At 69.3% G+C, this 23,193-nt stretch carries 22 protein-coding genes and 1 tRNA gene; 13 read left to right on the top strand and 10 right to left on the bottom strand.

Annotated features, from left to right (window positions below; all coding sequences use genetic code 11):
• Positions 1-25 precede the first annotated feature (25 nt).
• The gene (locus J1M36_RS08340; protein ID WP_193519024.1) at positions 26-736 is read right to left on the bottom strand and encodes an HAD family phosphatase; all 711 of its coding nucleotides are present in this window, start codon (positions 734-736) and stop codon (positions 26-28) included.
• 126 nt (positions 737-862) lie between these two features.
• Between J1M36_RS08340 and malQ the strand changes: the two genes are divergently transcribed.
• The 11 genes from malQ to J1M36_RS08285 all read left to right on the top strand — a co-directional run bounded on the left by malQ (position 863) and on the right by J1M36_RS08285 (position 13,039).
• Entirely contained in the window at positions 863-3,094 is a 2,232-nt protein-coding gene (gene malQ / locus J1M36_RS08335) for a 4-alpha-glucanotransferase (RefSeq protein WP_206479036.1), read from the top strand.
• Between the two features lie 585 nt (positions 3,095-3,679).
• Complete coding sequence (rpmB, locus tag J1M36_RS08330) at positions 3,680-3,916, top strand: 50S ribosomal protein L28 (protein ID WP_012397434.1); 237 nt, start codon at positions 3,680-3,682, stop codon at positions 3,914-3,916.
• A 1-nt stretch (position 3,917) separates the two neighbouring features.
• On the top strand, positions 3,918-4,085 hold the full coding sequence (gene rpmG / locus J1M36_RS08325; protein ID WP_012397435.1) for a 50S ribosomal protein L33: 168 nt from the start codon (positions 3,918-3,920) through the stop codon (positions 4,083-4,085).
• A gap of 3 nt (positions 4,086-4,088) precedes the next feature.
• Positions 4,089-4,394, top strand: a complete 306-nt coding sequence (gene rpsN, locus J1M36_RS08320) for a 30S ribosomal protein S14 (protein WP_064847405.1) — start codon at positions 4,089-4,091, stop codon at positions 4,392-4,394.
• 76 nt (positions 4,395-4,470) lie between these two features.
• Entirely contained in the window at positions 4,471-4,755 is a 285-nt protein-coding gene (locus tag J1M36_RS08315) for an HU family DNA-binding protein (protein ID WP_064847404.1), read from the top strand.
• A 226-nt stretch (positions 4,756-4,981) separates the two neighbouring features.
• Entirely contained in the window at positions 4,982-5,527 is a 546-nt protein-coding gene (locus J1M36_RS08310) for a hypothetical protein (protein ID WP_318281271.1), read from the top strand.
• A gap of 107 nt (positions 5,528-5,634) precedes the next feature.
• Positions 5,635-6,321, top strand: coding sequence for a copper resistance CopC family protein (locus J1M36_RS08305; protein ID WP_193519022.1), 687 nt, complete (start codon positions 5,635-5,637; stop codon positions 6,319-6,321).
• Positions 6,322-6,700: 379 nt separating this feature from the next.
• On the top strand, positions 6,701-7,402 hold the full coding sequence (locus J1M36_RS08300) for a copper chaperone PCu(A)C (RefSeq protein WP_064847402.1): 702 nt from the start codon (positions 6,701-6,703) through the stop codon (positions 7,400-7,402).
• A complete protein-coding gene (locus J1M36_RS08295) occupies positions 7,392-8,663 on the top strand; it encodes a Dyp-type peroxidase (RefSeq protein ID WP_193519021.1) in 1,272 nt (423 codons plus the stop codon). Before J1M36_RS08300 ends, J1M36_RS08295 begins: the two co-directional genes overlap by 11 nt.
• Positions 8,664-8,718: 55 nt before the next feature.
• The gene (locus J1M36_RS08290) at positions 8,719-10,980 is read left to right on the top strand and encodes a cytochrome c oxidase assembly protein (RefSeq protein WP_241246971.1); all 2,262 of its coding nucleotides are present in this window, start codon (positions 8,719-8,721) and stop codon (positions 10,978-10,980) included.
• Positions 10,981-11,149: 169 nt separating this feature from the next.
• Entirely contained in the window at positions 11,150-13,039 is a 1,890-nt protein-coding gene (locus J1M36_RS08285; protein ID WP_193519318.1) for an NHL domain-containing thioredoxin family protein, read from the top strand.
• 118 nt (positions 13,040-13,157) lie between these two features.
• Here J1M36_RS08285 and J1M36_RS08280 read toward each other — a convergent pair whose 3' ends face one another.
• Positions 13,158-14,138 carry a hypothetical protein gene (locus tag J1M36_RS08280; protein ID WP_193519020.1) on the bottom strand — a complete coding sequence of 327 codons (981 nt, stop codon included), beginning with the start codon at positions 14,136-14,138 and terminating at the stop codon, positions 13,158-13,160.
• 171 nt (positions 14,139-14,309) lie between these two features.
• On the opposite strand from J1M36_RS08280, the gene J1M36_RS08275 reads away from it, so the two are divergent.
• Complete coding sequence (locus tag J1M36_RS08275; protein ID WP_144997231.1) at positions 14,310-14,960, top strand: hypothetical protein; 651 nt, start codon at positions 14,310-14,312, stop codon at positions 14,958-14,960.
• Between the two features lie 328 nt (positions 14,961-15,288).
• On the opposite strand, the gene J1M36_RS08270 is transcribed toward J1M36_RS08275, so the two are convergent.
• From J1M36_RS08270 to J1M36_RS08240, 7 genes are all read right to left on the bottom strand, one after another.
• Complete coding sequence (locus J1M36_RS08270; RefSeq protein ID WP_241246970.1) at positions 15,289-16,611, bottom strand: ABC transporter ATP-binding protein; 1,323 nt, start codon at positions 16,609-16,611, stop codon at positions 15,289-15,291.
• Positions 16,612-16,657: 46 nt separating this feature from the next.
• Positions 16,658-17,494, bottom strand: a complete 837-nt coding sequence (locus J1M36_RS08265) for a carbohydrate ABC transporter permease (RefSeq protein ID WP_064847496.1) — start codon at positions 17,492-17,494, stop codon at positions 16,658-16,660.
• Positions 17,495-17,499: 5 nt separating this feature from the next.
• Positions 17,500-18,468, bottom strand: coding sequence for a carbohydrate ABC transporter permease (locus J1M36_RS08260; RefSeq protein ID WP_064847497.1), 969 nt, complete (start codon positions 18,466-18,468; stop codon positions 17,500-17,502).
• Positions 18,465-19,781 carry an extracellular solute-binding protein gene (locus J1M36_RS08255; RefSeq protein ID WP_312918465.1) on the bottom strand — a complete coding sequence of 439 codons (1,317 nt, stop codon included), beginning with the start codon at positions 19,779-19,781 and terminating at the stop codon, positions 18,465-18,467. The genes J1M36_RS08260 and J1M36_RS08255 overlap by 4 nt, the downstream gene beginning before the upstream one ends.
• A gap of 158 nt (positions 19,782-19,939) precedes the next feature.
• On the bottom strand, positions 19,940-20,860 hold the full coding sequence (locus J1M36_RS08250) for an AEC family transporter (protein WP_206479034.1): 921 nt from the start codon (positions 20,858-20,860) through the stop codon (positions 19,940-19,942).
• A 60-nt stretch (positions 20,861-20,920) separates the two neighbouring features.
• A complete protein-coding gene (gene panD / locus J1M36_RS08245) occupies positions 20,921-21,373 on the bottom strand; it encodes an aspartate 1-decarboxylase (protein WP_035964064.1) in 453 nt (150 codons plus the stop codon).
• A 148-nt stretch (positions 21,374-21,521) separates the two neighbouring features.
• A tRNA-Gly gene (locus J1M36_RS08240) sits at positions 21,522-21,592 on the bottom strand.
• Between the two features lie 125 nt (positions 21,593-21,717).
• Here J1M36_RS08240 and dcd point away from each other — a divergent pair.
• Positions 21,718-22,296, top strand: coding sequence for a dCTP deaminase (gene dcd / locus J1M36_RS08235; RefSeq protein ID WP_145003454.1), 579 nt, complete (start codon positions 21,718-21,720; stop codon positions 22,294-22,296).
• Between the two features lie 36 nt (positions 22,297-22,332).
• Here dcd and J1M36_RS08230 read toward each other — a convergent pair.
• Positions 22,333-23,193: MFS transporter (locus J1M36_RS08230; protein ID WP_206479033.1), on the bottom strand; the 861-nt coding region annotated here is incomplete at its 5' end.

Here is a 23,193-nt window from a genome sequence, read left to right as displayed (position 1 = left end):
GGGCCCAGCTGCGGACTCCCCGCACCTACAGCGGCAGTCCCCACACCCGCAGCATGTCCCCGACCGCGGGGTCGGCCAGCGACTCCGCCCGGAAGTGGGACGTGATGGGTTCGTCGTGGCCGTGGGGCACTCCCAGCACCCACAGTCCCGCGGCGACCGCGGCTGCGGTGCCCGCGGGGGAGTCCTCGACCGCGAGCGCGTCCGCGGGCACCACTCCCAGGCGCCGCGCGGCCTCCTCGTAGATGTCCGGGGCGGGTTTGCCGCGGGGTACGTCCTGCGCGCTGACCCACGTCACGACGACGTCCGCGAGGCCGATCGCGTGCATCTTCCGATCCAGGATCCCGCGGGTGGAGTTGCTCGCCACGGCTACCGGGACCCGCTGGGCGCACGCCCGCACGGTCTCGATCGCGCCCGGTAACGGTTCCAGGACCTCACCGACCACGTCCTCCTCGGTGCGCACGAGCCGCTCGTACACGGCATCGAACCCGGGAGCGGGCTCGCCCCGCTGCTCGGCCACGGCTGCCGCGCGCCGCGAGATGTCCCGGGCCACGTCCGCGGCGGACAGCCCCATGAGGGACGTGCCCGCGCGCTCGTCGAGCGTCACGCCGAACGATTCGGCGACCTGGGCCTGCACACGCGCCCACGCGCTCTCGGTGTCCATGAGCACGCCGTCGCAGTCGAAGACGACGGCACGCGGGCGCCAGTGCGGGCCCGGGCCGGGCAGGGTGGTATCCATGCCCCCAGTCAACCACGCGCCCCCGACGCGTCCGGCGTGTCCGCGCGGCGCTCCGGGCGTGATCCCGGTGGACAGCGGCGTCGTCGTCGACCGAGGGGACCCGTCCCCGCTGGCTAGAGTGGGGGCATGGCGGAGAACGCAGGAACTTCAGGGGAAACGACTGTGCAGCGCTTGGCCACCGAGTACGGGGTGGCCACCGAGTACCGGGGCTTCGACGGGGGAGTCGAGACCGTGCCGGAGCGGACGCTGCGCCGTGTCCTCACGGCACTCGGCGCGGACGTCTCGGACGACGACGCCGCGCGGCGCAGTCTGCGCGACCGCGAGCTGGCGCCGTGGCGCGAGCTGCTGCCGCCCGTGGTGATCGCGGAGGAGCAGTGTGAGGCCATCGTGCCCGTGGCTACCACGCAGGGGGACACCGTGCGGGTGCGGTTGTGGCCCGAGGACGATCCGGACGCGGTGCGCGAGCTGCACCCGGCGCCCGACGTGGCTCCCGAGACCCGCGAGGTCGATGACACGGTCCGCGAGCGCGTGCCCTACGAACTGCCCCGAGACCTCCCGCTGGGCTGGTACCGTCTCGAGGCCCGGACGGGCTCGGGGCAGCGCAATAGCATCGACGTGGCGGTGACCCCGCAGCGCCTCAGCACCACGGACCGGCTGCGCGGGCGCCGCCGGTGGGGCTACATGGCCCAGCTGTACTCGGTGATGTCCTCCCGCTCGTGGGGCGTGGGGGACCTCTCGGACCTCGCGTCCCTGGCCGCCATCAGCGGTGTGCAGGGCGCGGACTACGTGCTCATCAACCCCCTGCATGCCGCGGAACCCACGCCTCCCGTGGAGCCCTCCCCGTACCTGCCCTCGAGCCGACGCTTCTTCAACCCGCTGTACCTGCGGATCAGTGACGTCGCGGAGTTCCCGTACCTGCGTCCCGGGGACCGTGAGGTCGTGGCCCAACTCGCCGCGGTGCAACGCAAGGCCGTGCTGGACCCCAGCACGATCGACCGCGATTCCGCCTACGCCGCGAAGCTGAAGAGTCTCGAACTGCTGTTCACCGTGCGCCGTTCGCCCTACCGCCAGCAACAGCTCGAGGCGTTCGTGGCGCATGCCGGGCAACCCCTGCAGGACTTCGCGCTGTGGTGCGCCCTGCGGGAGGAACTCGGGGAGGACTCACCCCTGTGGCGGGACGAGGCGAGTTCCCCGGAGGCGCCGTACGCCCAGGAGGCGCGTACCCGGTTGCGCCACCGGATCAGTTTCCATGTGTGGTTGCAGTGGCTGCTCGACGAGCAGCTCGAGGCCGCGCAGCGTGCCGCGTACCGGGCCGGGATGGACATCGGTGTGGTGCACGATCTCGCGGTGGGGGTGCACAAGCAGGGCGCGGACGTTTGGGCGTTGCAGGACGTCCTGGCCCCCGGGGTGAGCGTGGGTGCCCCCGCGGACATGTACAACCAGCTGGGTCAGGACTGGAGTCAGCCGCCGTGGGATCCCCGCAAGCTCGCCGAGGCGGGGTACCGGCCGTGGCGGCAGATGCTCGGCAACATCTTCCGTCATGGCGGGGGTGTGCGGATCGACCACGTGGCGGGACTTTTCCGGTTGTGGTGGATCCCCGATGGCAACCAGGCCTCGGACGGGACCTACGTGTACTACGACCACGAGGCCATGGTGGGCGTCCTGGCCCTCGAGGCCGAGCTCGCCGGCGTGGTGGTCGTGGGTGAGGACCTCGGCACCGTGGAGGACAGTGTGCGCGAGTTCCTGGAGCGCAAGGGCGTGCTGGGAACCTCCATCATGTGGTTCGAGATGGACGGGGACGTCCCCCTGGACCCCTCCCGCTACCGCGAACTGTGCATGGCCTCCGTGAACACCCACGACCTCCCGCCCACGGCGGGCTACCTCGAGGGCGTGCAGCTGCAACTGCGCGAGGACTTGGGACTGCTCGCGCGCTCGCCGGAGGAGGAACGGGAGGAGGCACGCCGTCAGCTGGACACTTTCTTCACCGCGGTTGCGGATGCTGGCTATCTGCCCCGGGATGAGGACCCGGGGGAGCAGGCCAGGATCGAGGCGATCCACCGCTACCTGTGCGACGCACCGTCCGTGTTGATCAACGTCTCCCTCGTGGACGCGGTCGGGGAGAAGCGGATCCAGAACCAGCCCGGCACGAGCGATGAGTACCCGAATTGGCGGGTCCCGCTCGCGGACTCGGATGGCCGGCCCGTGATGCTCGAATCCCTCCCGGGGTCCGAGCGGGTCAACTCGCTCGTGGACGTGGTCAACGGCGCGCTGGGTACGCATCGCCGGGATCCCAAGGCCAAGGCGCCGGAACAGCCCGAACACCGGGACGTGGCGGACCCGTTCACGGGCGAGTTCTGAGCACTCGCTCCGGCGCGATCCTGTCAGGGGGTTGCCCCGCCGGAGGGATTAGGTAAGAATTGCCTTACCTAATCTCCCGGGTGAGGGGATGGGGCCGAAGAAAACGTGTCGGGGTGGCGGACCGGGTCATGGACGGACCGCCACCCTCGCGTGTTTCCCGTTGTGTTCTTCGGCGGCTTTTCCGGGGGCTCTTGCCGGAGGGATTCTCCCCTGGGTGCGCCGTTCGTGGAGCCTGTCACGGCGGGGCGGACGAGTTGGTCCGTTGCGAACCAGCGGCTAGGATCGAGGGGCGCGCAATCGCACCGCTTCCGCCTTCGGATTTGCGAGCGAGTCCGTAGAAGCCTAGAATCTAAGGCTGTCGTGTGGTGGAGTCCATCTACCGGCGCCTTGATCTTCACCGTCTTCGTCGTAGCGAGTGCCCTGACCGGTACTGCCGCGGGGTAAACCCATCACGCCCGGCGCGCGAACGGTGGCATTTTCTTGAGGTGACGGACCACTCTTGGCTATGGCTGCCGGCGGGAAACCGCTCGGCGGCGACCATGCGTGCCGTCATTTCGTCGACATTGGACATTGGAGGAGAACACTATGGCAGCGCACTGCCAGGTGACCGGGGCCCAGCCGGGCTTTGGCCACAGCATCTCGCACTCGCACCGCCGCACCAAGCGTCGGTGGAACCCGAACATCCAGAAGAAGCGTTACTGGGTGCCCTCGTTGCGTCGCAACGTCACCCTCAACCTGAGCGCCAAGGGCATCAAGGTCATCGATGCGCGCGGCATCGACGCCGTGGTCAACGAACTCATCGCACGTGGGGAGAAGATCTGAGATGGCCAAGGACAAGGACGTACGTCCCATCATCAAGCTCAAGTCCACGGCCGGTACCGGGTTCACCTACGTCACCCGTAAGAACCGCCGCAACAACCCCGATCGCCTCGTCATGAAGAAGTACGACCCGGTGGTCCGCAAGCACGTCGATTTCCGCGAGGAGCGCTGAGACATGGCCAAGAAGTCAAAGATCGCCAAGAACGAGCAGCGCAAGGTCGTCGTCGAGCGTTATGCCGCCAAGCGCGCTGAACTGAAGAAGACCCTCGTGGACGAGAACGCGTCCCCCGAGGCTCGCGAGGAGGCCCGCCTGGGTCTGCAGAAGCTCCCCCGTGACGCTTCCCCCGTGCGCGTGCGCAACCGCGACCAGATCGACGGTCGCCCCCGCGGCACCTTCCAGCGCTTCGGGATCTCCCGCGTGCGCTTCCGCGACATGGCTCACCGCGGCGAATTGCCCGGTATCTACAAGTCCAGCTGGTAATTTCTGCACCGGAAGGACCCGACCCCCGGTCGCCCCTTCCCCAGCGAATGCCAACCCAGTCCAGGAGGACAAGCACATGGCTATGAACCGCAGCGAACTCGTCGCAGAGGTTGCCGAGAAGTCCGGTAGCACCCAGGCCGCCGTCAACGGCGTTCTCGACTCCCTGTTCCAGGTTTTCGAGAGCTCCGTTTCCAAGGGCGAGAAGATCACCATCCCCGGCTGGCTCTCCGTGGAGCGCACCGATCGCGCCGCACGTCAGGGTCGCAACCCGCAAACCGGCGAGGCCATCCAGATCCCGGCTGGCCACGGTGTCAAGCTCACCGCGGGCTCCAAGCTGAAGGCTGCTGTTTCCTCCAAGTGAGGTAAGACCAGCGGGTCCCAGGACCCGGTGCTCGAAGGGACCGTTCACTCACTCCGTGAACGGTCCCTTCCACATGTGCGCCACTCCACCTCTTCCGCGGGCCGCCGGGTTCGTGGTTCCCCGCGCGGTGGCGCATAATGGAATCCCATCCTTTCCCCGTGAGTCCCGGAGGTGTTCGGTGTCCCCTCGCGCGCGCCGACTTGCCCGGGGCTGGATGGTCGCCTTCGTGGCCACCACTCTTGCGGCCGGTTCGCACGCCGCGGTGGACGGGACCTGGCCCTCCCCGCTGATCATCGCGCTGTCCATGTGTCTGGCGGCCCCGCTGTGCATGCTGCTGGCGGGACGGGTGCTCTCACGCTGGAGCGTGGCCGGTAGCGTCCTGCTGAGTCAGGCGCTGCTGCACACCCTGTACGCCCAGTCCGGCGGGATGGTCCACGCGATCGACTACACCCACCACCACGCGGCCCCCACGGCGGACGGTCCCGCCGTGGTGATCTCGGTGTTGCCCGCGGCGCATCACGGGTGCGGCATGCTCGCCGCCCACGCCGTGGCGGCCGTGGCCACCTACGCTCTGCTGCGCCACGGCGAGACCGCGGCGTTCCGCCTGCTGGACGCCGTGTCCCTGCGCGTGCTGCGCCTCCTTGTCCTGGCCCTGCGCCCGGTCACCACGGCCGTGCCGCGGCGGACCTCCTGGACCTCGCCGCGCGCCCTGGCCGATCAGCTCCTGCTCTCCTCCGTCTGCGGATACCGCGGACCGCCCGCCCTCGCCTAGGCATCGGCGGGGACACCCCTGGATCCGATGCCGCCCCGAGCATCCATCGCATCCATCGGCAGCCCACCTCGCGGCCCCCACGCCCCAGGGCGCAGGAGAGAACACCCATGAACCCTTCGTACTCAACACCACCTCAGCCACGGCCCACTCTGCGGACCCCGGCGCGGACGGGTGACACCGCGGCGTCGTCGGCCGCGCCGCACGCCCGCCTTTCGCAACGTTCGGCGACGTCGCTCGCGGCCCTGTTCGCCGCGCTGCTGGCCCTCGCGCTGGTCGTCACCACGGCGGGGCCCGCGAGCGCCCACGACGAACTTGTGCGGACCAACCCGCAGGCCGGCGCGAAGCTCGAGAAGGCCCCCACGGCGCTCGAACTGACGTTCTCCGGGAACATCCAGGACATCGGCAGCGAGGTCCGGGTCACCGACTCCCACGGCACGGACATGACGCGCGGCACGCTGGCCGCGCAGAACACCACGGTGTCCCAGCCTCTGCGCGAGGGCGGGGGCGAGGACGAGACCTACACGGTCACGTGGCGCGTGGTCTCCCAGGACGGGCACCCCATCGAAGGCACGTTCACGTACACCGTGGGCGACGGCGCCGCGACCGCTGCGTCCCCGGCCCCCGTGGCCTCTGCGGACGCCTCCCAGGGCGCGGCCCAGGATGCGAACGGAGCCCAGGAGGACGTGAGCGGCACGGGCATCCCGAGTTGGGTACTGCCCGTGGCCGGTGGCGCCATCGCGCTGGTCCTGCTGCTGGTGATCCTGGCCTTCGCCACCCGCCCCAAGCAGCGCTGATTCCCTGATCCGGGCGGCCCGCCCGGATCATCCTTTTCTCGTCAGGCTCCCGCCGCCGCGCTCACGCGTTCCGGCGCGCCGCTGATGCGGCCCGTCACTGACTCGGCCCACCGCTGACTCGATACCGGCTCGATGTGATCGACGGACGTGACCGCGCTGCCGCTCGGACGAGCACCGTTCGTACGACACCGGCTGCTCTGGCACCCCGGTACTCAGGGAGCGGCCTGTGGCTCGGGCATCGAGTGGGCACAGCCCGTCTGTCGAGCGGGCATGGTCCCGGTGTCGAGTAGGCGCAGTGCCGCGTCACTCGACGCCGCGTCCGACGACACGCGCAGCGGACGGGCGAGCCGGAGCACGATTCACTCCTGAGGACTCACATATGAACTACAACCTGAACACCACGTCCGTTCCCGCCCCGCGCCGTGCGCTGGCCGCTGTGGCCGTCTTGGGCCTCGGCCTGGCTACGCTGAGCGGGTGCTCGGCGCAGGGTGGGGAGGCGGCGTCGCCCGCGGGGACGGACTCCGCGACGCACAGCACCGCCGCCGCGCCCCTGGAACTGAGCGACGGCTGGGCCAAGGCGGCCGACTCCGGGATGACCGCCGTGTTCGGCAAGCTCACGAACATCTCCGGGCAGGAGGTCACGTTCACCGGGGCGGGCGCGGACGGCGTCGCGCGCTCGGTCGAGCTGCACGAGACCGTGGCGGACGGCGGCTCCGGCGCCACACAGATGCGGCAGATGGAGGGTGGCTTCACCCTCGCACCGGGGGAGAGCCTGGACCTGAAGCCGGGCGGCAATCACATCATGCTCATGGGGCTCACGTGCTCGCTCAAGGCCGGTAGTGACCTCACGCTGCAGCTGCGCACCGACAGCGGGATCCGGGACGTCACCGTCCCGGTGCGCGACTTCACGGGCGCGAAGGAGCGGTACGCGCCCGGCGAGGACGAGCACGCGGGCCACGGAGGCGAGCACGGCTCGGGGGGCGGACACTCGTCGTCGGATGCCGCCCACGACCACGGGTCGCACGAGGGCATGAGCACGAGTCCATCCTCGAGCGCACTGCCCACGTGTCATGACCACTGATCGGGGCCCTTCCGCTTCGGGGTGGAGCCGGCGATCGTTGCTCACGGGCGCGGTCGCCGGCGCCGGCGCCACGGGACTCGGGGCGGTTTCCGCTGCGGCCCTCGGCGCCGAGGACCCCCGGCTCGCGGCGGCGGGACAGGACAGCCAACGGCCCGGGCTGCGGACCGAAGCCTTCCACGGCCCACGACAGGCGGGCGTGGCCACGCTGCCGCAGGCGTTCTGCGTGTTCATCGCCCTGAACCTGCACCGGGACGTGGACCGGGACGCACTGCGGCGGTTGCTGCGCGTGCTCACGGACGACGCCGCGGCCCTCACGCAGGGCACCGCCCCCGTCAACGACCAGGAACCCTGGCTCGCCCAGAACCCCTCGCGGCTGACCGTCACGGTGGGTTTCGGACCGCGGGCCATGGCCGTGATCGACGCCGACCGGGCCCCGCAATGGCTCAAGCCCTTGCCCGCTTTCACGATCGACAAACTGCAGGACCGGTGGAATCAGGGGGACCTGTTGCTGCAGCTGTGCTGCGACGACAAGCTGACCATGGCCCACGCCCAGCGGGTGCTGCTCAAGGACGTCCGGTCCTTCGCGACCGTGCGCTGGGTGCAGGACGGGTTCCGCAACACCGTGGGCGCCACCCCGGACGGTCAGACCACGCGCAACCTCTTCGGTCAGGTGGACGGCACCGTGAACCCGTACCCGGGGGAGGCTGATCACGAGAAGGTCGTCTACGGTCAGGGCGGGTTCACCCCGTGGATCGAGAACGGGACATCCGTGGTGATCCGGCGGATCCACATGAACCTGGACACGTGGGACGAGGCCGACACCCCCGCGCGCGAGGACTCGGTGGGGCGCCGGTTGTCGAACGGCGCACCGTTGACGGGCGCCGCCGAGCACGACGAACCGGACTTCGAGGCCAAGGGTCCCCTGGGATTCCCGGTCATCTCGTCCTACAGTCATGTGCGGCGTTCGCGCAGCGACAACCCGGATGAGAAGATCTTCCGCAGGGTGTACAACTACGATCTGGCGGTGAGTGACGCGTCCGGGCACAGCCGCTCCGGGGACGTCCGGGGCGGTGTGTCCAACACGGGGCTGATCTTCGCGTCCTACCAGTCAGACCCCGTGAAACAGTTCGTGCCCATCCAGCGGCGGCTGGCGCAGTTGGACATGCTGAACACGTGGACCGTGCCCATCGGATCCGCCGTGTTCGCTGTCCCGCCGGGTTGCGAAGCGGGGGGGTTCATCGGGGACACGTTGTTCATGTGACCCCCGCGCGCGGAGCAGCACAACGAGAGAATCAACGGGCCGGAGGAACGCCACGATGAGTACCAGCGCACGCACCAGGGACACCGGCCCGCGCCGGGACGGTTCGCGGGGCGACGTCGCTCCCGGCCGTGAGCGCGACAGCGCGCCGGATGCCGGACGCCCGCTCGGCGCCGGCTCGTCGAGGGGCGCGAGCTCGTCGAACGGTGCGAGTTCACCGAACGGCGGGACCGCTCCCGCGGGAGCGGTGAGCGTGAGCCCGTGGACCATCACGGTCGTGCTCGTCGCGGCCATGATCGGGATGACCGCGGCCCTGGTCTACGGGGGAGCGGCCGCCCCCCGGCAGGTCGCGGACCCGGGAACGCTCGTGCGCTGGGGGCTGCCCGTGGTGGAAACCGTCCACAACATCGCGATGACGGTGGTGATGGGCGGGTTGCTGCTGGCGATCGGCGTGGTGCCCCGGTTCGCGGACCGCTCCCGGAAACGGCCACCGCGCAACAGCAAGGACCAGGCGGGCGAACCGGAACACCCGGTCTTCCGCAGCGTCATGCAGCTCGTGGAGGCCGCGGCCGTGGTGTGGACCGTGGCGGCCGTGGCCGTGCTGATCTTCACGTACTCGGACGTCTCCGGATCCGGTATCGGCACGGGGGGCAACTACACCCAACAGTTGCTGCACTACATCACCGGGATCTCCACGGGCCAGTCCCAAGCGGCGATCGTGATGGTGGCCGCCGTGGTCACGACCCTGGTGTTCGGCGTGCGTGCGCTGCTGGGACTGTTCTGCACCCTCGCGCTGTCCTTCGTGGCGATCGTGGCGCTGGCCCTCAACGGTCACGCCGCAGGCGGTGCGGACCACATGGGTGCGGTGAACTCCCTGGGGCTGCACCTGCTGGGAGTGTGCCTGTGGGTTGGCGGGCTGCTGGTGCTGATCTGGGTGGGACCGCTGCTGTCCCGCGAGTTCACGGTCAGCGGCCGCGGGGGCTCCCGCCACACCGAACCCCTGCTCGCGGTCGTACTGCGGCGCTACTCCGTGGTGGCTCTGGGCTGCTACCTGCTGGTGTTGCTCTCCGGGATCATCAATGCCGCGGTGCGCATCGGAACGTGGGAGCAGCTGACGTCTTCCTACGGGATCCTGGCGCTCACCAAACTCGTGCTGACCCTGTTGTTGGCCCTGGCGGGTTTCGCGCACCGGCAGTGGCTGATCCCCGGGGTCGCGGACGGCTCCCGGTCCCGCGCGGCCACCATGTGGCGCGTGCTCGTGGTGGAAGTGGTGCTCATGGGGCTGCTCATGGGCATCGCCACGGCCCTGAGCCGCACCGCCCCGCCCGTCCCGGAGGAGCTCGCACCGGACGCCTCCCCGGCGCGGATCCTCACGTGGTACGAACTGCCCCCGGAGCCCACGTTCGCCCGCTGGTTCACCACGTGGCGTCTGGACTGGTTCTGGGTGGCCGTGGTCGTGTTCCTGGCCGTGGTGTACCTGTGGGCCGCGATCAAGGTGTGGCGCCGCGGGGACTCGTGGTCCGTGCTGCGCACCGTGTCCTGGTTCGTGGGTCTGGCGACACTGCTCTACGCGACGAGCGGCGGGGTGGCGGTCTACGCCCGCGTGCTGTTCTCCGCCCACATGGTCGAGCACATGAGCCTGACCATGATCGTGCCGCTGTTCCTGGTCTCGGGCGCCCCCGTCACCGTGGTGCTCAAGGCCCTCGAACCACGCCGGGACGGTACCCGCGGCCCGCGTGAGTGGATCCTGCGTCTCGTGCACTCCACGTGGGGCAGGATCGTGACGCACCCGATCTTCGCGGCCGCGAACTTCGCGTTCTCGATCGTGCTGTTCTACTTTACGGACCTGTTCCGCTTCACGCTGCGCTACCACGTGGGCCACGAGTTCATGATGGTGCACTTCCTGTTCACGGGGTACATGTTCGCGCTCGTGCTGATCGGCATCGACCCCATCCCGCGCCGGCCCAGCTACCCCATGCGTCTCGTGCTGCTGCTCGCGACCATGGCCGCGCACGCGTTCATCGGCATCAGCATCATGAGCCTGACCACGGTGCTGCAGGCCTCGTGGTTCGGCAACATGGGCCGCCCGTGGGGTCCCAGCGCCCTGGACGACCAGCAGCTCGGCGGCATGCTCATGTGGGGGATCGGCGAGTTCCCCACGTTCCTGCTCGCCGTCATCGTGGCCGTGCTGTGGGCCATGGAGGGCGCCAAGGAGAACCGCCGGGTGGACCGGCAGGCCGATCGCACGGACGACGCCGAACTGCGCGCCTACAACGAGATGATGGCCGAGCTCGCGGAGCGGGACGAGCGGCGTCGTTGACGTCCGCCGGGACGGGCGCGGGCGAGGCCGGGCGGGTGGCGGACGGGTCCGCGGGGTGTTCGGGAACGTCACGTAACGCACGGGAAGCTCTGCCCCGTGGATAACGTTGTCCCAGGAAGAAACCCCTGACCCCCGGTGGAAGGACCCAGACACCGTGACCTCCGCACGCATGAACACACCCGTCCGCGCCTCGGAACTTGAGGGCAGAGCCTGGCTGAACACCGGCGGTGAGCGACTGGACCTGCAGGCGCTGCGGGGCAAGATCGTGATCCTGGACTTCTGGTCCTTCTGCTGCATCAACTGCCTGCACGTGCTGGACGAGCTGCGCCCCCTCGAGGAGAAGTACGCGGACGTGCTCGTGACCGTGGGTGTGCATTCCCCCAAGTTCGAGCACGAGGCGGACCCGGACGCACTGGCCGCGGCGGTGGATCGCTACGAGATCACCCACCCGGTGCTCGACGACCCCCGGTTGAGCACGTGGGACGCCTACACGGCGCGCGCGTGGCCCACCCTGGTGGTCGTGGATCCCGAGGGGTACATCGTGGCGCACCTCTCGGGTGAGGGCCACGTCCAGGGGCTGGAATCCCTCGTGTCCGAACTCGTGGCCGAGCACGACGCCAAGGGCACCCTGCACCGCGGGGACGGCCCCTACGTCCCGCGCCCGCAGCCCGAGGGGGACCTGCGCTTCCCCGGCAAGGTCGTGGTCCTTCCGGACGGTTCCTTCATGGTCAGCGACACCGGTCACCACCGCCTGGTCCAGCTCGAGGAGGACCTCACCACGGTTCGTCGGGCCATCGGTTCGGGCACCAAGGGCTGGGCGGACGGCCCCCGGGACGCCGCGCGGTTCAACGAACCCCAGGGCATCGCGGTGCTCCCCGAGCGCGTGCGTGCCGACGTCGGCTACGACCTCGTGGTCGCGGACATCGTCAACCACCGGCTGCGCGGCGTGGAACTGGGCACCGGCGCGGTGCGCACTTTGGCGGGCAATGGCGTCCAGCGCCTGCTCGACGACGCCCGCGCGCGCGGCGTGGACCCCAACGAGATCCCGCAGGATGCCCCGGCCACGTCCGTGGCGCTGTCCTCCCCGTGGGACGTGACGTGGTCCGACGCCGCGGACACCCTGGTGGTCGCGATGGCCGGGACGCACCAACTGTTCTCGTTCGACCCGCGCACCGGGGCGCTCGCCGTGCTGGCCGGGACCGGGGACGAGGGACTGCGCGACGGTTCCGCGCCCGAGAGCTGGTTCGCCCAGCCCTCCGGCCTGGCTCAAGACGCCCACGGGGCCGTGTGGGTCGCGGACTCCGAGTCCTCCGCGCTGCGCAGCGTGCGCTTCGGCGAGGACGGGTCCGCATCGGTGGAATCCGCCGTGGGACTCGGACTGTTCGACTTCGGGTTCCGGGACGGGCCGGCCGATCAGGCACGGTTCCAGCACTGCCTGGGGGTGTGCGTGCTCCCGGACGGATCCGTGGCCGTGGCCGACACCTACAACGGTGCGGTGCGCCGGTTCGACCCCGCAACCGGTGAGGTCTCCACGCTGACCCGCGGACTCGCTGAGCCCTCCGACGTCCTGCTCGACACGAGCCACGACGAGCCCGTCCTGGTGGTCGTGGAGGCCAATGCCCACCGCCTCGTGCGGGTGGCGGTGCCCAAGCAGGCCCAGACCGTGGACGAGGGTGCGGCCAGCATGCAGCGCAAGCGCACGCCGGTGGCCCCCGGGGAGCTCGAGCTCACGGTGCGGTTCTCGGCCCCCACGGGTCAGAAGCTCGACACCCGGTGGGGTGATCCCACGCAGCTGAAGGTGTCCTCGTCCCCGGAGGACGCGCTCGTGCAGGGTGACGGGACCGCCCAGGGGCTGACCCGCTCCCTGCGGATCGCGGACGGTGTCACGGAGGGGGTCCTGCACATCACGGCCCGCGCGGCGGCGTGCGACGGCTCCCCGGACGGGGAGATCCCGGAGCACGCGGCGTGCCACCTGTACCAGCAGGACTGGGGGATCCCGTTCACGGTGGACCCGCAGGCCCCGGCAGGACTCACGCTGGACCTGCGCGGAACGGACTGAGCGGGGCCCACGGGCACCACGGCCCGTCCTTCTCCCACGCCCCGCCCAATCCGTCTCCCACCACCCGCCCCGGGCGCAGATGCACCCGGGGCACACCCGTCAGCGCGGCGTCCGCCCGTCAGCGCGGCGTGAGGGTCACCTCGTCCCCGGTGACCCTCACGTCCGCGCTCAGCAGGAACGGGACCTCATCGGTGACCTGGGATGTGGTGCCGTCATAGAGGTCCACCGCGGTGAACTCGATGCGCGCGATCCCCCGGCTGTCGGGCACGTGCCAGCGGCCCGCGGCGGCGTCTTCCAAGGAGACGTAGGGCGTGGGGTAGTCCTTGATGCTCCAGGAGACGCGGCCCTGGATGCGTCCGTCGAACTGATAGGAGAAGGGGCATCCCGCGGGGTAGAGGCTGTCCTGTGCGGCACACTCGTCCAGGTGCTCGTGGATCTGTTTGTCCACCTGGTGGGTGAGGCGTTCGGACGGCTCGGCCTCGAGCTTCATGGTGGTGTTCTCCCGGGCGTCGCTCACGGCCACCTCCTGCGGCTCGGCGCGCACCATGGGGGAGGTGTAGGAGCCCGTGTAGATCCCGGGGTAGAAGACCGCGAACTCACGGGAGGACCCGGGGAGCGCCACGGACGCGCCGTTGATGTCCACCGCGGTGGAACCCGGCATGGCCACGTTCATGGTGGGCAGCGTGGAGGGATCGAAGTCCCACACCGTGAAGAACCCCCATTGCGTCTCCGCGGGGTGGAGCGTGAACTCGGAGGACACCTCATGACCGTTCAGCGTGTAGCTCGCCCGCACCACCGCCCGGTCCCCGGACAACGCGACGGTGCGCACGGACACGTCCTCGAGTCCCTTGCTCGCCTCGGCCAGGGGTTCGCCGTCCAACAGGGCCGCGTTGGAGTCCGGGACCTGGGCGTTGAGCAACCCCAGGGCCTTGCCGCCGTCGCCGGCCTGGAGTGCCTGGAAGTAATCGCGTACGTCCGTCTCGGGCCCGTACGCGTACTTGTTAACGAGCGCAATGGTCACAGCCGCACCCGCGAGCGCCAGCAGGATCAGGACGAACCATGCCCCCACGGCCCTGACGATGCGTTCACTGGGTTCCATGAGTCCCCACGCTAGTGGACGTCCCGGGGAGCGGGCCCCGCGTGTCCCGGCGATGACCCGCCCGCTGCCGGGCCGCTAGGCTGAACCGGGCGGCGCGGGGGCACCGCCCCCGGACGGCGCGATCGCCCACTCCGGTGTGATCCCCGAGGACGGCAGGTACGAGGGCGGCTCATGGCGGAAACCATCCGACAGATCCCGGCGAAGTACGGGGCACCGGAACACGTGTTCCACCCCCGAATGGGGTCGTACGGCCGCCGGCTCGGCGCGGCACTTCCCCCGCTGTTACTCGTGGTCGTCGCGGTGTTCGTGATCGGGTACCGCCGCCCGGCCGGCCCCGCGATGGGCGTGCTGCTCCTGCTCGCCCTCGTGGGCCTCGTGACGGCCTACGCCTACCTGCGCCCCGCGCTCGTGGTGCTCACCGCGCACCACGTCCTGCTCTCCCGCTGGGTCGGTTTCCGGGCCGTGCCCCGCGAGCGGATCGCCCAGGTGGTCACGGTCCGGACGCTGCTCGCGGCGCGCCCGCGCAGCGGCGGGTCCCGCGGTCGACCCTGCCTCTGGTTCGTCACTCCGGCCGGGCGCTCGGCGCTCTTCCTGGACGGGACGGTCTGGGACGCGCGCACCCTGGACGAGCTGGCCCGGGCGAGCGGCGCCCAGCACGTCAACTTCCAGCGGGCCACGCCGGCGCAACTCACGGAGCACTGGCCCCGGCTCGTCGCATGGCGGGTGCGCTACCCGCGTGTGCGCTACGTCGCGGCGTCGTGCGCGTTGATCGCGGCGGTCGCCCTGTTCGCCTGGTGGGCTTTCACACGGGGCCCCGCCTGATGCACCCGCCCCAGTCGGCAGCAGAGCCGTCCGGGTACGACGGTGCTCGGTTCCCGTGCAGGGGCCAGGCGGGGCCCTGACCCCCGGCTCCGGGTCCCACCGCGGGCCGTGGCGCCTCCAGCGCGGTCCTGGACCACAACGACGCTCGGTTCCTTTCGGGGGTCGGGCGGAGACGTACCCCGCACCCTCCGATTTCCGGCCCGGCCGCGGACCGAAGCGCCCGAGCGGGCCCGGGCGGTTCCGGGTACGACGACGGCCGGTCCCCTTCTCGGGAACCGGCCGTCGTACGGTCGGCGGGCCGCGGTATGCCACGGCCCGTGCGGGACGCTCAGCGAGCAGCGGTGCTGCCGTCCATGTGGTTGCCGGTGACCGCGCCGTCGGACCGTTCGGTGGAACCCGCCGAGCCCACGTGCCGACGCGAACGCTCGATCTCCGCCTTGCGCTCCTCGTTGGCCTCGCGGGTCAGCTCCGCACCGGCCTCCGCGTCACGCGTGAGGTTCTCGCCCGTCTCCGGGTTGAACACGTGCATCTTGCGGCTGTCCAGCCAGATCTTTGCCGTGGAGCCACCGCGGATGCGGGAGGACGCGTCCAGGGAGACGACCACCTGGGCGGGCATCTCGTCAGCGTCCAGCTCTTGGGCCAGCTCGTTGAGTTTGTGCTGCACGGCGGCATCCTGCTGGTAGTGGATGTAGCCGTACTGCTGGTTGCCCAGCCACTCGGTGTGCGTGAATTCGGAGTCGAAGACGGTCCCGTGGGGGATTTTCGTCTCGTCCACGAACTTCGCGTCCTCGAAGTGCTCCGGGCGCAGGCCCAGCAGCACGATCTCGGGGGCGTTCGTGAGCTTGCCCTGCACGCGCTCCGGAACCTCGATGTCCCCGATCGGGGTGTGGAACACCGAGCCGTTCACGCGCGCCGGGATGAAGTTCATGGACGGAGCGCCGATGAACCCCGCCACGAACAGGTTGACGGGCTGTTCGTAGAGCTCCCGCGGGGACGCGATCTGCTGGAGCTGACCACGCTTGAGCACGGCCACACGGTCACCGAGGGTCATGGCCTCGGTCTGGTCGTGGGTCACGTACAGCGACGTGATGCCCATGCGGCGCTGCAGCTGCGCGATCACCGTGCGCATCTGGCCGCGCAGCTTGGCGTCCAGGTTGGACAGGGGTTCGTCGAAGAGGAAAGCGTCCGCGTCACGCACGATCGCGCGCCCCATGGCCACGCGCTGGCGCTGACCGCCGGAGAGGTTCGCCGGCTTGCGCTCGAGGTGCTCGTTGAGGTCCAGGGTGTCCGCCGCCTCGCGCACCTTGCGGTCGATCTCTTCCTCGCTGAACTGCCCCTTTGACAGGCGCAGCGGGAAGGCGATGTTCTCGTACACCGACAGGTGCGGGTACAGCGCGTAGTTCTGGAACACCATTGAGAGGTTGCGATCACGCGGCTGCTTGTCGTTGACGCGCACCCCGTTGATGTTCAGGTCCCCGGAGGTGATGTCCTCGAGGCCCACGACCATGCGCAGGAGCGTGGACTTGCCGCAGCCGGAGGGGCCCACGAGGATCAGGAACTCGCCGTCGGCGACGTCGATGGAGATGTCGTTGACCGCGGGGAAACCGTCGTCGTACTTCTTGACGAGGTGTTCCATGGTGATTGCTGCCATGTCTACTCAGTCCTATCTATGTCTAAGCGTGGATGGTGCGGCGGGCTCAGCCCTTGACCGCGCCCTGGGTCAGGCCGGAGACGATCTGGCGCTGGAACGCCAGAACGAGCAGCACCACAGGGATGGTCACGATGATCGCCGCCGCGGAAATCGCGCCCGCAGGGGCCTCGAACTGCGAGGCGCCGGTGAAGAACGCGAGTGCCGCCGGGACGGGACGCGCCGCGGAGGTCGAGGTCAGGCCGATGCCGTACACGAAGTCGTTCCACGCGATGAAGAACGCGATGATCGCCGTGGTGAAGACACCCGGCAGCGTGAGCGGCACGATCACCTTGCGGAACGCCTGCCACGTGGTGGCGCCGTCCACCTGGGCCGCGCGGTCAAGGTCCCAGGGGATCTGCTGGAAGAACGCCGCCAGGGTCCAGATGGAGATCGGCAGGGTCAGGGACAGGTAGGGGATGATCAGGCCGAGCCAGGTGTCGTAGAGCCCCACCTGGCGCCACAGGTTGAACAGCGGCGTGACGATGGAGATTACCGGGAACATCGAGACCATCAGCGCGGTGGTCAGCACGATCTTCTTGCCCGGGAAGTCCAGGCGTGCGATCGCGTAGGCGCACAGTGTCGCGAGCACGACGGCCACGAACGTGGAGATCAGTGAGATGCCGATCGAGTTCCACAGGGCCGGCAGGAACAGGTCCTTGGCATCGCCCACGAAGATCTGCTCGTAGTTGCTCGTGACGAACTTCGTGGGGATGAACTTGCCCGAGTTCAGGTCCGAGGAGGATTTGAAGGACGTCATCAGGATGGACAGGACGGGGAAAAGCGCGTAGACCAGCACCGCGATGCTGATGACGGTCCAGCCGATTTTTTGCTTGGTGCTCAACATGGCGGTTACTTCCCCTTCCCAGAGCCACCGGTGAGGTCCACCTTGAAGACCTTGATGGCCACCAGCGCGATCAGCATCACGCAGATGAACAGGATCACCGAGATGGCCGAACCAAGGCCGATTTCCAGACGACCGATGGACGTGCGGTACGCGAGCAGCGAGAGCGTCTCGGTGCCGTATTGGCCCTTGGTCATGATGAAGACGTTGTCGAAGATGCGGAAGGCGTCCAGGGCGCGGAACACCACGGCCACCATGATGGCGGCCTTCATGTTCGGCAGGACCACCTTGCTCAGGCGTTGCCATGCCGAGGCGCCGTCCACACGGGCGGCCTCGGTGAGCTCACCGGGGACCTGTGCGAGCCCGGAGAGCAGCAGCAGCGAGATGAACGGGGTGGTCTTCCAGATCTCCGAGGCCATGATCACGAACAGGGACGGGCCCGCGGAGGCAAACCAGTTGAAGTCCGGACCGATCATGGGCAGCCACGAGAGCCAGTTGTTCACGTAGCCGGTGGTGATGTCGAAGGCGTAGAACCACGCGAACGCGGAGACCACCGTGATGATGCCGTAGGGCACCAGGATGGCGGTGCGCAGCAGGCCGCGCGTGGCCTTGATCGCGCTGTGCATCACGAGCGCGAGGGCGAGGCCCAGGACGAGTTCCACGACCACCGTGACCACGGTGATCAGCAGGGTCACGCCCAGGTCCCGCCAGAACACGATATCCGACAGGGCCGTGGAGTAGTTGCCCAGGAACACGAACTCCTTGTCATCGGGTGCGGTGAGTCGGAAGGAGAACAGCGAGTCCCACAACGCCTGGACGATGGGGTACAGCGTGACCAGGAGCATGATCACGAACGCGGGGCCGGCGAGCAGCCACCCCAGTTTCCGCTCCGAACGGGCCCGGTCCGAGAGATGGCCTCTACGGCGGGACTTCTCCGGCGTGGACGCGCGAGCGCGCGAATCGACGGTGCTACTCACAACAGCGCATCTCCCTTCAGGACTTCCTGGATGAATTCGGTGGTCTCACGCGGAGTGTCCTCGGTGACTTCCGCCGGCGGGGTCCAGTTCTGCTGGATGGCCGTGGAGATCTCGTTGTAGTACGGGGTCTGCGCGCGGGGCTTCGCGGCGTCGAGGGACTTCCGGATGGTGTCGGCCATGGGGTACGCCTTCTTGACCTCGGGGTCGTCGAAGGCCTTCATGGAGGACGGCGGGTTGCCGTTGGTCGCGAAGTACTGGGCCTGGTGCTCGGGGGAGACGATGCACTGCACGGCCTCCCACGCGAGGTCCTGGTTCTCGGACTTGGCGCCCACGCCCAGGTTGATGCCGCCCAGCGGCGGGTGCGCCTCGGTATCCGCGTCGACACGGGGCCATGTGGTCCACTTGATGTCGTCCAGCACCGACTTGTCGAGGGTGCCCTCGTCCACGGAGGCCTTCGTGGCCGAGTAGATGAACGGCCAGTTGACCATGAACGAGCCCTTGTCCCCCTGGAACTGGATCATGGAGGCGTTCTCGTCCTGGGTGGCCAGGCCGGGTCCGCCGAGGCCCTCCTTGCCGATGGTGCCGATGATCTCCGCGGCCTTCTTGCCGGCGTCGGAGTCTAGCGTGATCTTGGCGTCCTGACCGTCCTGGCCGTCCGAGACCACCTGGCCGCCAGCCGACTCCACGAGGCCGTTGACCCACACGGACATGGCCTCACCGCGCACGCCCTGCACGCCCAGGTACTTGTCCTGGGACTTGGCCGCCTTGATGAGCTGGTCCCACGTGACGGGCTCGGACATGTCCAGACCCGCCGCCTTGGCCGCGGACTCGCGGTACCACAGCAGCTGCGTGTTGGCCCAGAACGGGATGGCCACGATCTCGCCGTTCCATTTGGCGCCCTCCAGCGGGCCCTCGAGGGTGTCCTTGGTGGTCGCCTCGACGACGTCGTGCGGGGGCTTGGCGAGGAAGCCGGGTTCCGCGAGCTCTGGGACGTAGGGCGGGTCCAGGCTCATGATGTCCATGGACGTATCGCCCGCGGCGAGGCGGCGGGCCAGCTGTTCGCGCTGGGACGCCGCGTCACGCGGGAGCAGCGACGTCTGGATCTTGTACTTGCCGCCGGACGCGTCCGAGCACTGCTGGGCGAGGACGTCCTGGCCGCCGTCATCCGGGTTGATGTACCACGTGAGCGTGGGCGGGCCGGACTCCCCGCCGCTGCACCCCGTGAGCAGCATGGCGGACGCCGCCGCAGCGGCCGCTACGCTGCGGACCGTGCGAGGCTTGCCAGCCCTGCGAGAGTGGTGAGTGGACTTCACAATGGTTCCTCCCCTGATGAGCGCCTGTACTGACGGAATGGGTCCGGCGCTCCCCGAAGGAATACCGGTCATTTCAGCATCTGCTCAGTGTAGGCGTGGCGTGGGTCACGGACCGTGTGTTACCCGCTTTTGGGGATGGTGGCGTGGCGGCCGGTGTGTCAGGAGAGGAAGACCGCGGCCACCGCCATTGTGGCCATGGACACGACCGTGGTGAGCAGGACGGTGTCCCGGCACACCGTGGTGGCCCGGTCGTAGCGCACGGCCGCCACGTAGAGGTTCTGCGCGGTGGGCAGCGCGGCCATGATCACGGCCGCGTACAGGGCGTGCCCGGTGAGCCCGAGCGCCCACGCGAGCAACAGCGCGAGCCCGGGGTGCACGACGACCTTGGCCCCGGTCGCGAGCAACGTGTCCACCCGGGCGCCGGGGGAGGCCAGGGGGCGGGAGCCCACCAGCGAGAGACCGAAGGCGAGCAGCATCGCGGGAACGGCCGCACCCGCCACGATGCGCACGGGCTCCATCGCGAGGTCGGGCAGGCGGATCCCCGTGGCCGCGGACACGATGCCCAGGGCGGAGCCCATGATGAGCGGATTCGTCAGGATGTTCTTGAGCACCGAGCCGACCGCGGGGCGCCGCCCGCCGGTGAGGGTGTCCATGACCGTGAGGTACAGCGGCGTGTTGATCGCCAGCTGGAACAGCATCACAGGGGCCACCTGGGACGCGTCCCCCAGGACGAACAAGGCGATGGGGATCCCCAGGTTGGCGGCGTTGACCTGCCCGGCGGCCTGCGCGCCCATCACCACGGTGGAGGCGTCCCGGGAGAACACGAACCGGGAGAGCAGTGCGTACGCGATCATGGTGAGCCACGCGGACGCGGCCGCCACGAGCAGCGGCGCGGAGAAGATGTGATGGATGTCCGCTTCGGAGATGGTGGTGAACAATAGCGGCGGGGACGCCACGTAGAACGCGAGTTTGGACAGCACCTGCTGGCCGTCCGGGCCGAGCACCCCCGCGCGCCCGATCACGTAACCCAGCCCGATCACGGCCCACACGATGAAGAACCCGGAGACGACTCCGCTCATGAGCTCATCTCCTCGCGTCGGCGGGTCCGCGCGCCCGGGTGCACCGGGAGCGCGGCAGGGTCACAGGCCCGCGACGGCCGCGTCCTCCCGGGCCTGCAGGTGGGCGCGGGCGTGCGGCGGGCGGAGCATGTCCCCCACCACGGCGTCCGCGGGGTCCGAACCGAGCGCCACGATCCTGTTGTGCTCGTCCACATGTACCACGTGGGGTTCGTAGTTCTGCGCCTCGGCGGTGTCCATGAGACCGTACGCGATCAGGATCACCAGGTCACCCGGGTGCACCAGGTGCGCCGCGGCACCGTTGATGCCCACGACGCCGCTACCGCGCTCGCCCGCGATCGTGTATGTCTCGAGCCGCGCACCGTTGGTGACGTCCACGATCGCCACGAGCTCGCCGGGCAGGATGTTCGCGGCGTCCAGCAGGTCCTGGTCCACCGTCACGGACCCCACGTAGTGCAGGTCCGCCTGGGTCACGGTGGCTCGGTGGATCTTCCCGGTGAACATGGTGCGCAGCATGATTGCTCCTGATGCGATGGGTGGTGTGGTTCGCGGTCCGGACCCGTCGGCCGCCCGTCGTGAGGGCCGAGGTGGTGTTCGGGGCGGGTCCTCGGCGTGAAACGCCCCGGGACCAGATGGGTCCCGGGGCGTTTCACGATTCGTGCGGAGCGGCTGACGGGAATCGAACCCGCGTATCAGGCTTGGGAAGCGTGCGCTCTACCATTGAGCTACAGCCGCATCGTTCGCGCGGGACCGTGTGGTCCACGTTTGAACGCCCACCACTCTACAACACGTTTCGGTGCGTGGTTGTTCCGAGGCGTCGTGACCGGGGTGCGGGCGGGGCCGTGGACTACCGTGGACACGTGCTCATCTCAGATCGCGACATCCGCCGCCACCTGGATTCCGGGCGCGTGCGCCTGGAACCGTACGATCCCGCGATGGTCCAACCCGCGAGTGTGGACGTACGCCTGGACCGCTGGTTCCGGCTGTTCGACAACCACAAGTACGCGCACATCGACCCCTCCCAGGAGCAGCCCGATCTCACGCGGCTCGTGGAGGTGGCCCCGGACGAGCCGTTCGTGCTGCACCCGGGGGAGTTCGTGCTGGGGGCCACGTACGAGAAGGTCACCCTCCCGGACGACGTTGCGGCGCGCCTCGAGGGTAAGTCCTCCCTGGGGCGGCTGGGCCTGCTCACGCACTCGACCGCCGGGTTCATCGATCCGGGGTTCAGCGGGCACGTGACGCTCGAGCTGTCCAACATGGCCACGCTGCCCATCAAACTGTGGCCAGGTTCCAAGGTGGGGCAGTTGTGCTTCTTCCAGCTCTCCTCCGCGACTGAGCACCCGTACGGCAGCGGCGCCTACGGTAACCGCTACCAGGGCCAGCGGGGCCCCACCGCGTCGCGCAGCCACCTGAACTTCCACCGCACGATCACCGAGTGAGTTCGCGCATCGAGTGAGCCTGCGCGTGGGTGCGACTCACACGCGGGCCGTGGTGAACCCCTCGGGTGGGCGGGGCGTGAGCAACAACAGCACGAGTCCCGCGGCCACGACCACCAGGATCCCCAGGATGCCCCAGATCTGGGCGCCCATCAGGGTCACGAACACCCCGAACAACCCGGGGGCCATGAAGCTCACCGCGCGGCCCGTGGTGGCGTATAAACCGTAGATCTCCCCGTCTCGGCCCGGGGGGATGAGCCGCCCCAGGTACGTGCGCGACGCCGCCTGTGCGGGTCCCACGAACAGGCACAGTGCCAGCCCGCACACCCAGAACGCGATCTTGCCGTGCCAGAACAGCAGGGCCGTTCCCGCCATGAGCACACCCACGAGGGACGCGGTGATCACCGCGCGCGGGCCCACGGCGTCGTCGAGGGCGCCGCCCACGAACGCTCCCAGCGCCGCGATGAGATTGGCCGCGACCGCGAACATGATGACCTCGGTGAGCGAGAACCCGAAGCTGCCCGCGGCCAGGACCCCGCCGAACGTGAAGACCCCGGCCAGTCCGTCCCGGTAGACCGCGGAACTGAGCAGGAAGACGACCGTGGTACGCGAGACCCGCCACAGGGCCGCGATGGTGCGGAAGAGCTCGGCGTAAGCGCCCAGGATGCCGCGGCGGCGGGGCTGTGCGGGGACCGCAGCGGCGTCGTTGATGGATGCCCGGAACGGCATACTTCGCGCCTTGAGCATGAGGGGCAGGCAGAACACGAGGATCCATGCCGCGCTGAACAGTGCCACGGCGCGGTAGTTGAGGGCGTCGTCGGTGGGGGTGCCCAGGAACCCGGGTGTGACGAAACCGAACAGGACGAAGGCGAGGGCGAAGATCCCGCCCACGTACCCCGC

This window comes from Kocuria sp. KRD140 (assembly GCF_017168375.1).
Taxonomy (GTDB): Bacteria; Actinomycetota; Actinomycetes; order Actinomycetales; family Micrococcaceae; genus Kocuria; species Kocuria marina.
The sequence above is the reverse complement of the archived record's forward strand: the minus strand, read 5'-3'. Positions and strand labels throughout refer to the sequence as shown.

Coding starts and splice junctions, on each gene's coding strand:
- J1M36_RS08285 (WP_193519318.1), top strand. CDS start 11,150: ATGAACACACCCGTCCGCGCCTCGGAACTTGAGGGCAGAGCCTGGCTG.
- panD (WP_035964064.1), bottom strand. CDS start 21,373: ATGCTGCGCACCATGTTCACCGGGAAGATCCACCGAGCCACCGTGACC.
- malQ (WP_206479036.1), top strand. CDS start 863: ATGGCGGAGAACGCAGGAACTTCAGGGGAAACGACTGTGCAGCGCTTG.
- J1M36_RS08315 (WP_064847404.1), top strand. CDS start 4,471: ATGGCTATGAACCGCAGCGAACTCGTCGCAGAGGTTGCCGAGAAGTCC.
- J1M36_RS08305 (WP_193519022.1), top strand. CDS start 5,635: ATGAACCCTTCGTACTCAACACCACCTCAGCCACGGCCCACTCTGCGG.
- J1M36_RS08275 (WP_144997231.1), top strand. CDS start 14,310: ATGGCGGAAACCATCCGACAGATCCCGGCGAAGTACGGGGCACCGGAA.
- rpmG (WP_012397435.1), top strand. CDS start 3,918: ATGGCCAAGGACAAGGACGTACGTCCCATCATCAAGCTCAAGTCCACG.
- J1M36_RS08265 (WP_064847496.1), bottom strand. CDS start 17,494: ATGTTGAGCACCAAGCAAAAAATCGGCTGGACCGTCATCAGCATCGCG.
- rpsN (WP_064847405.1), top strand. CDS start 4,089: ATGGCCAAGAAGTCAAAGATCGCCAAGAACGAGCAGCGCAAGGTCGTC.
- J1M36_RS08290 (WP_241246971.1), top strand. CDS start 8,719: ATGAGTACCAGCGCACGCACCAGGGACACCGGCCCGCGCCGGGACGGT.
- J1M36_RS08300 (WP_064847402.1), top strand. CDS start 6,701: ATGAACTACAACCTGAACACCACGTCCGTTCCCGCCCCGCGCCGTGCG.
- rpmB (WP_012397434.1), top strand. CDS start 3,680: ATGGCAGCGCACTGCCAGGTGACCGGGGCCCAGCCGGGCTTTGGCCAC.
- J1M36_RS08250 (WP_206479034.1), bottom strand. CDS start 20,860: ATGAGCGGAGTCGTCTCCGGGTTCTTCATCGTGTGGGCCGTGATCGGG.
- J1M36_RS08340 (WP_193519024.1), bottom strand. CDS start 736: ATGGATACCACCCTGCCCGGCCCGGGCCCGCACTGGCGCCCGCGTGCC.
- J1M36_RS08280 (WP_193519020.1), bottom strand. CDS start 14,138: ATGGAACCCAGTGAACGCATCGTCAGGGCCGTGGGGGCATGGTTCGTC.
- J1M36_RS08295 (WP_193519021.1), top strand. CDS start 7,392: ATGACCACTGATCGGGGCCCTTCCGCTTCGGGGTGGAGCCGGCGATCG.
- J1M36_RS08270 (WP_241246970.1), bottom strand. CDS start 16,611: ATGGCAGCAATCACCATGGAACACCTCGTCAAGAAGTACGACGACGGT.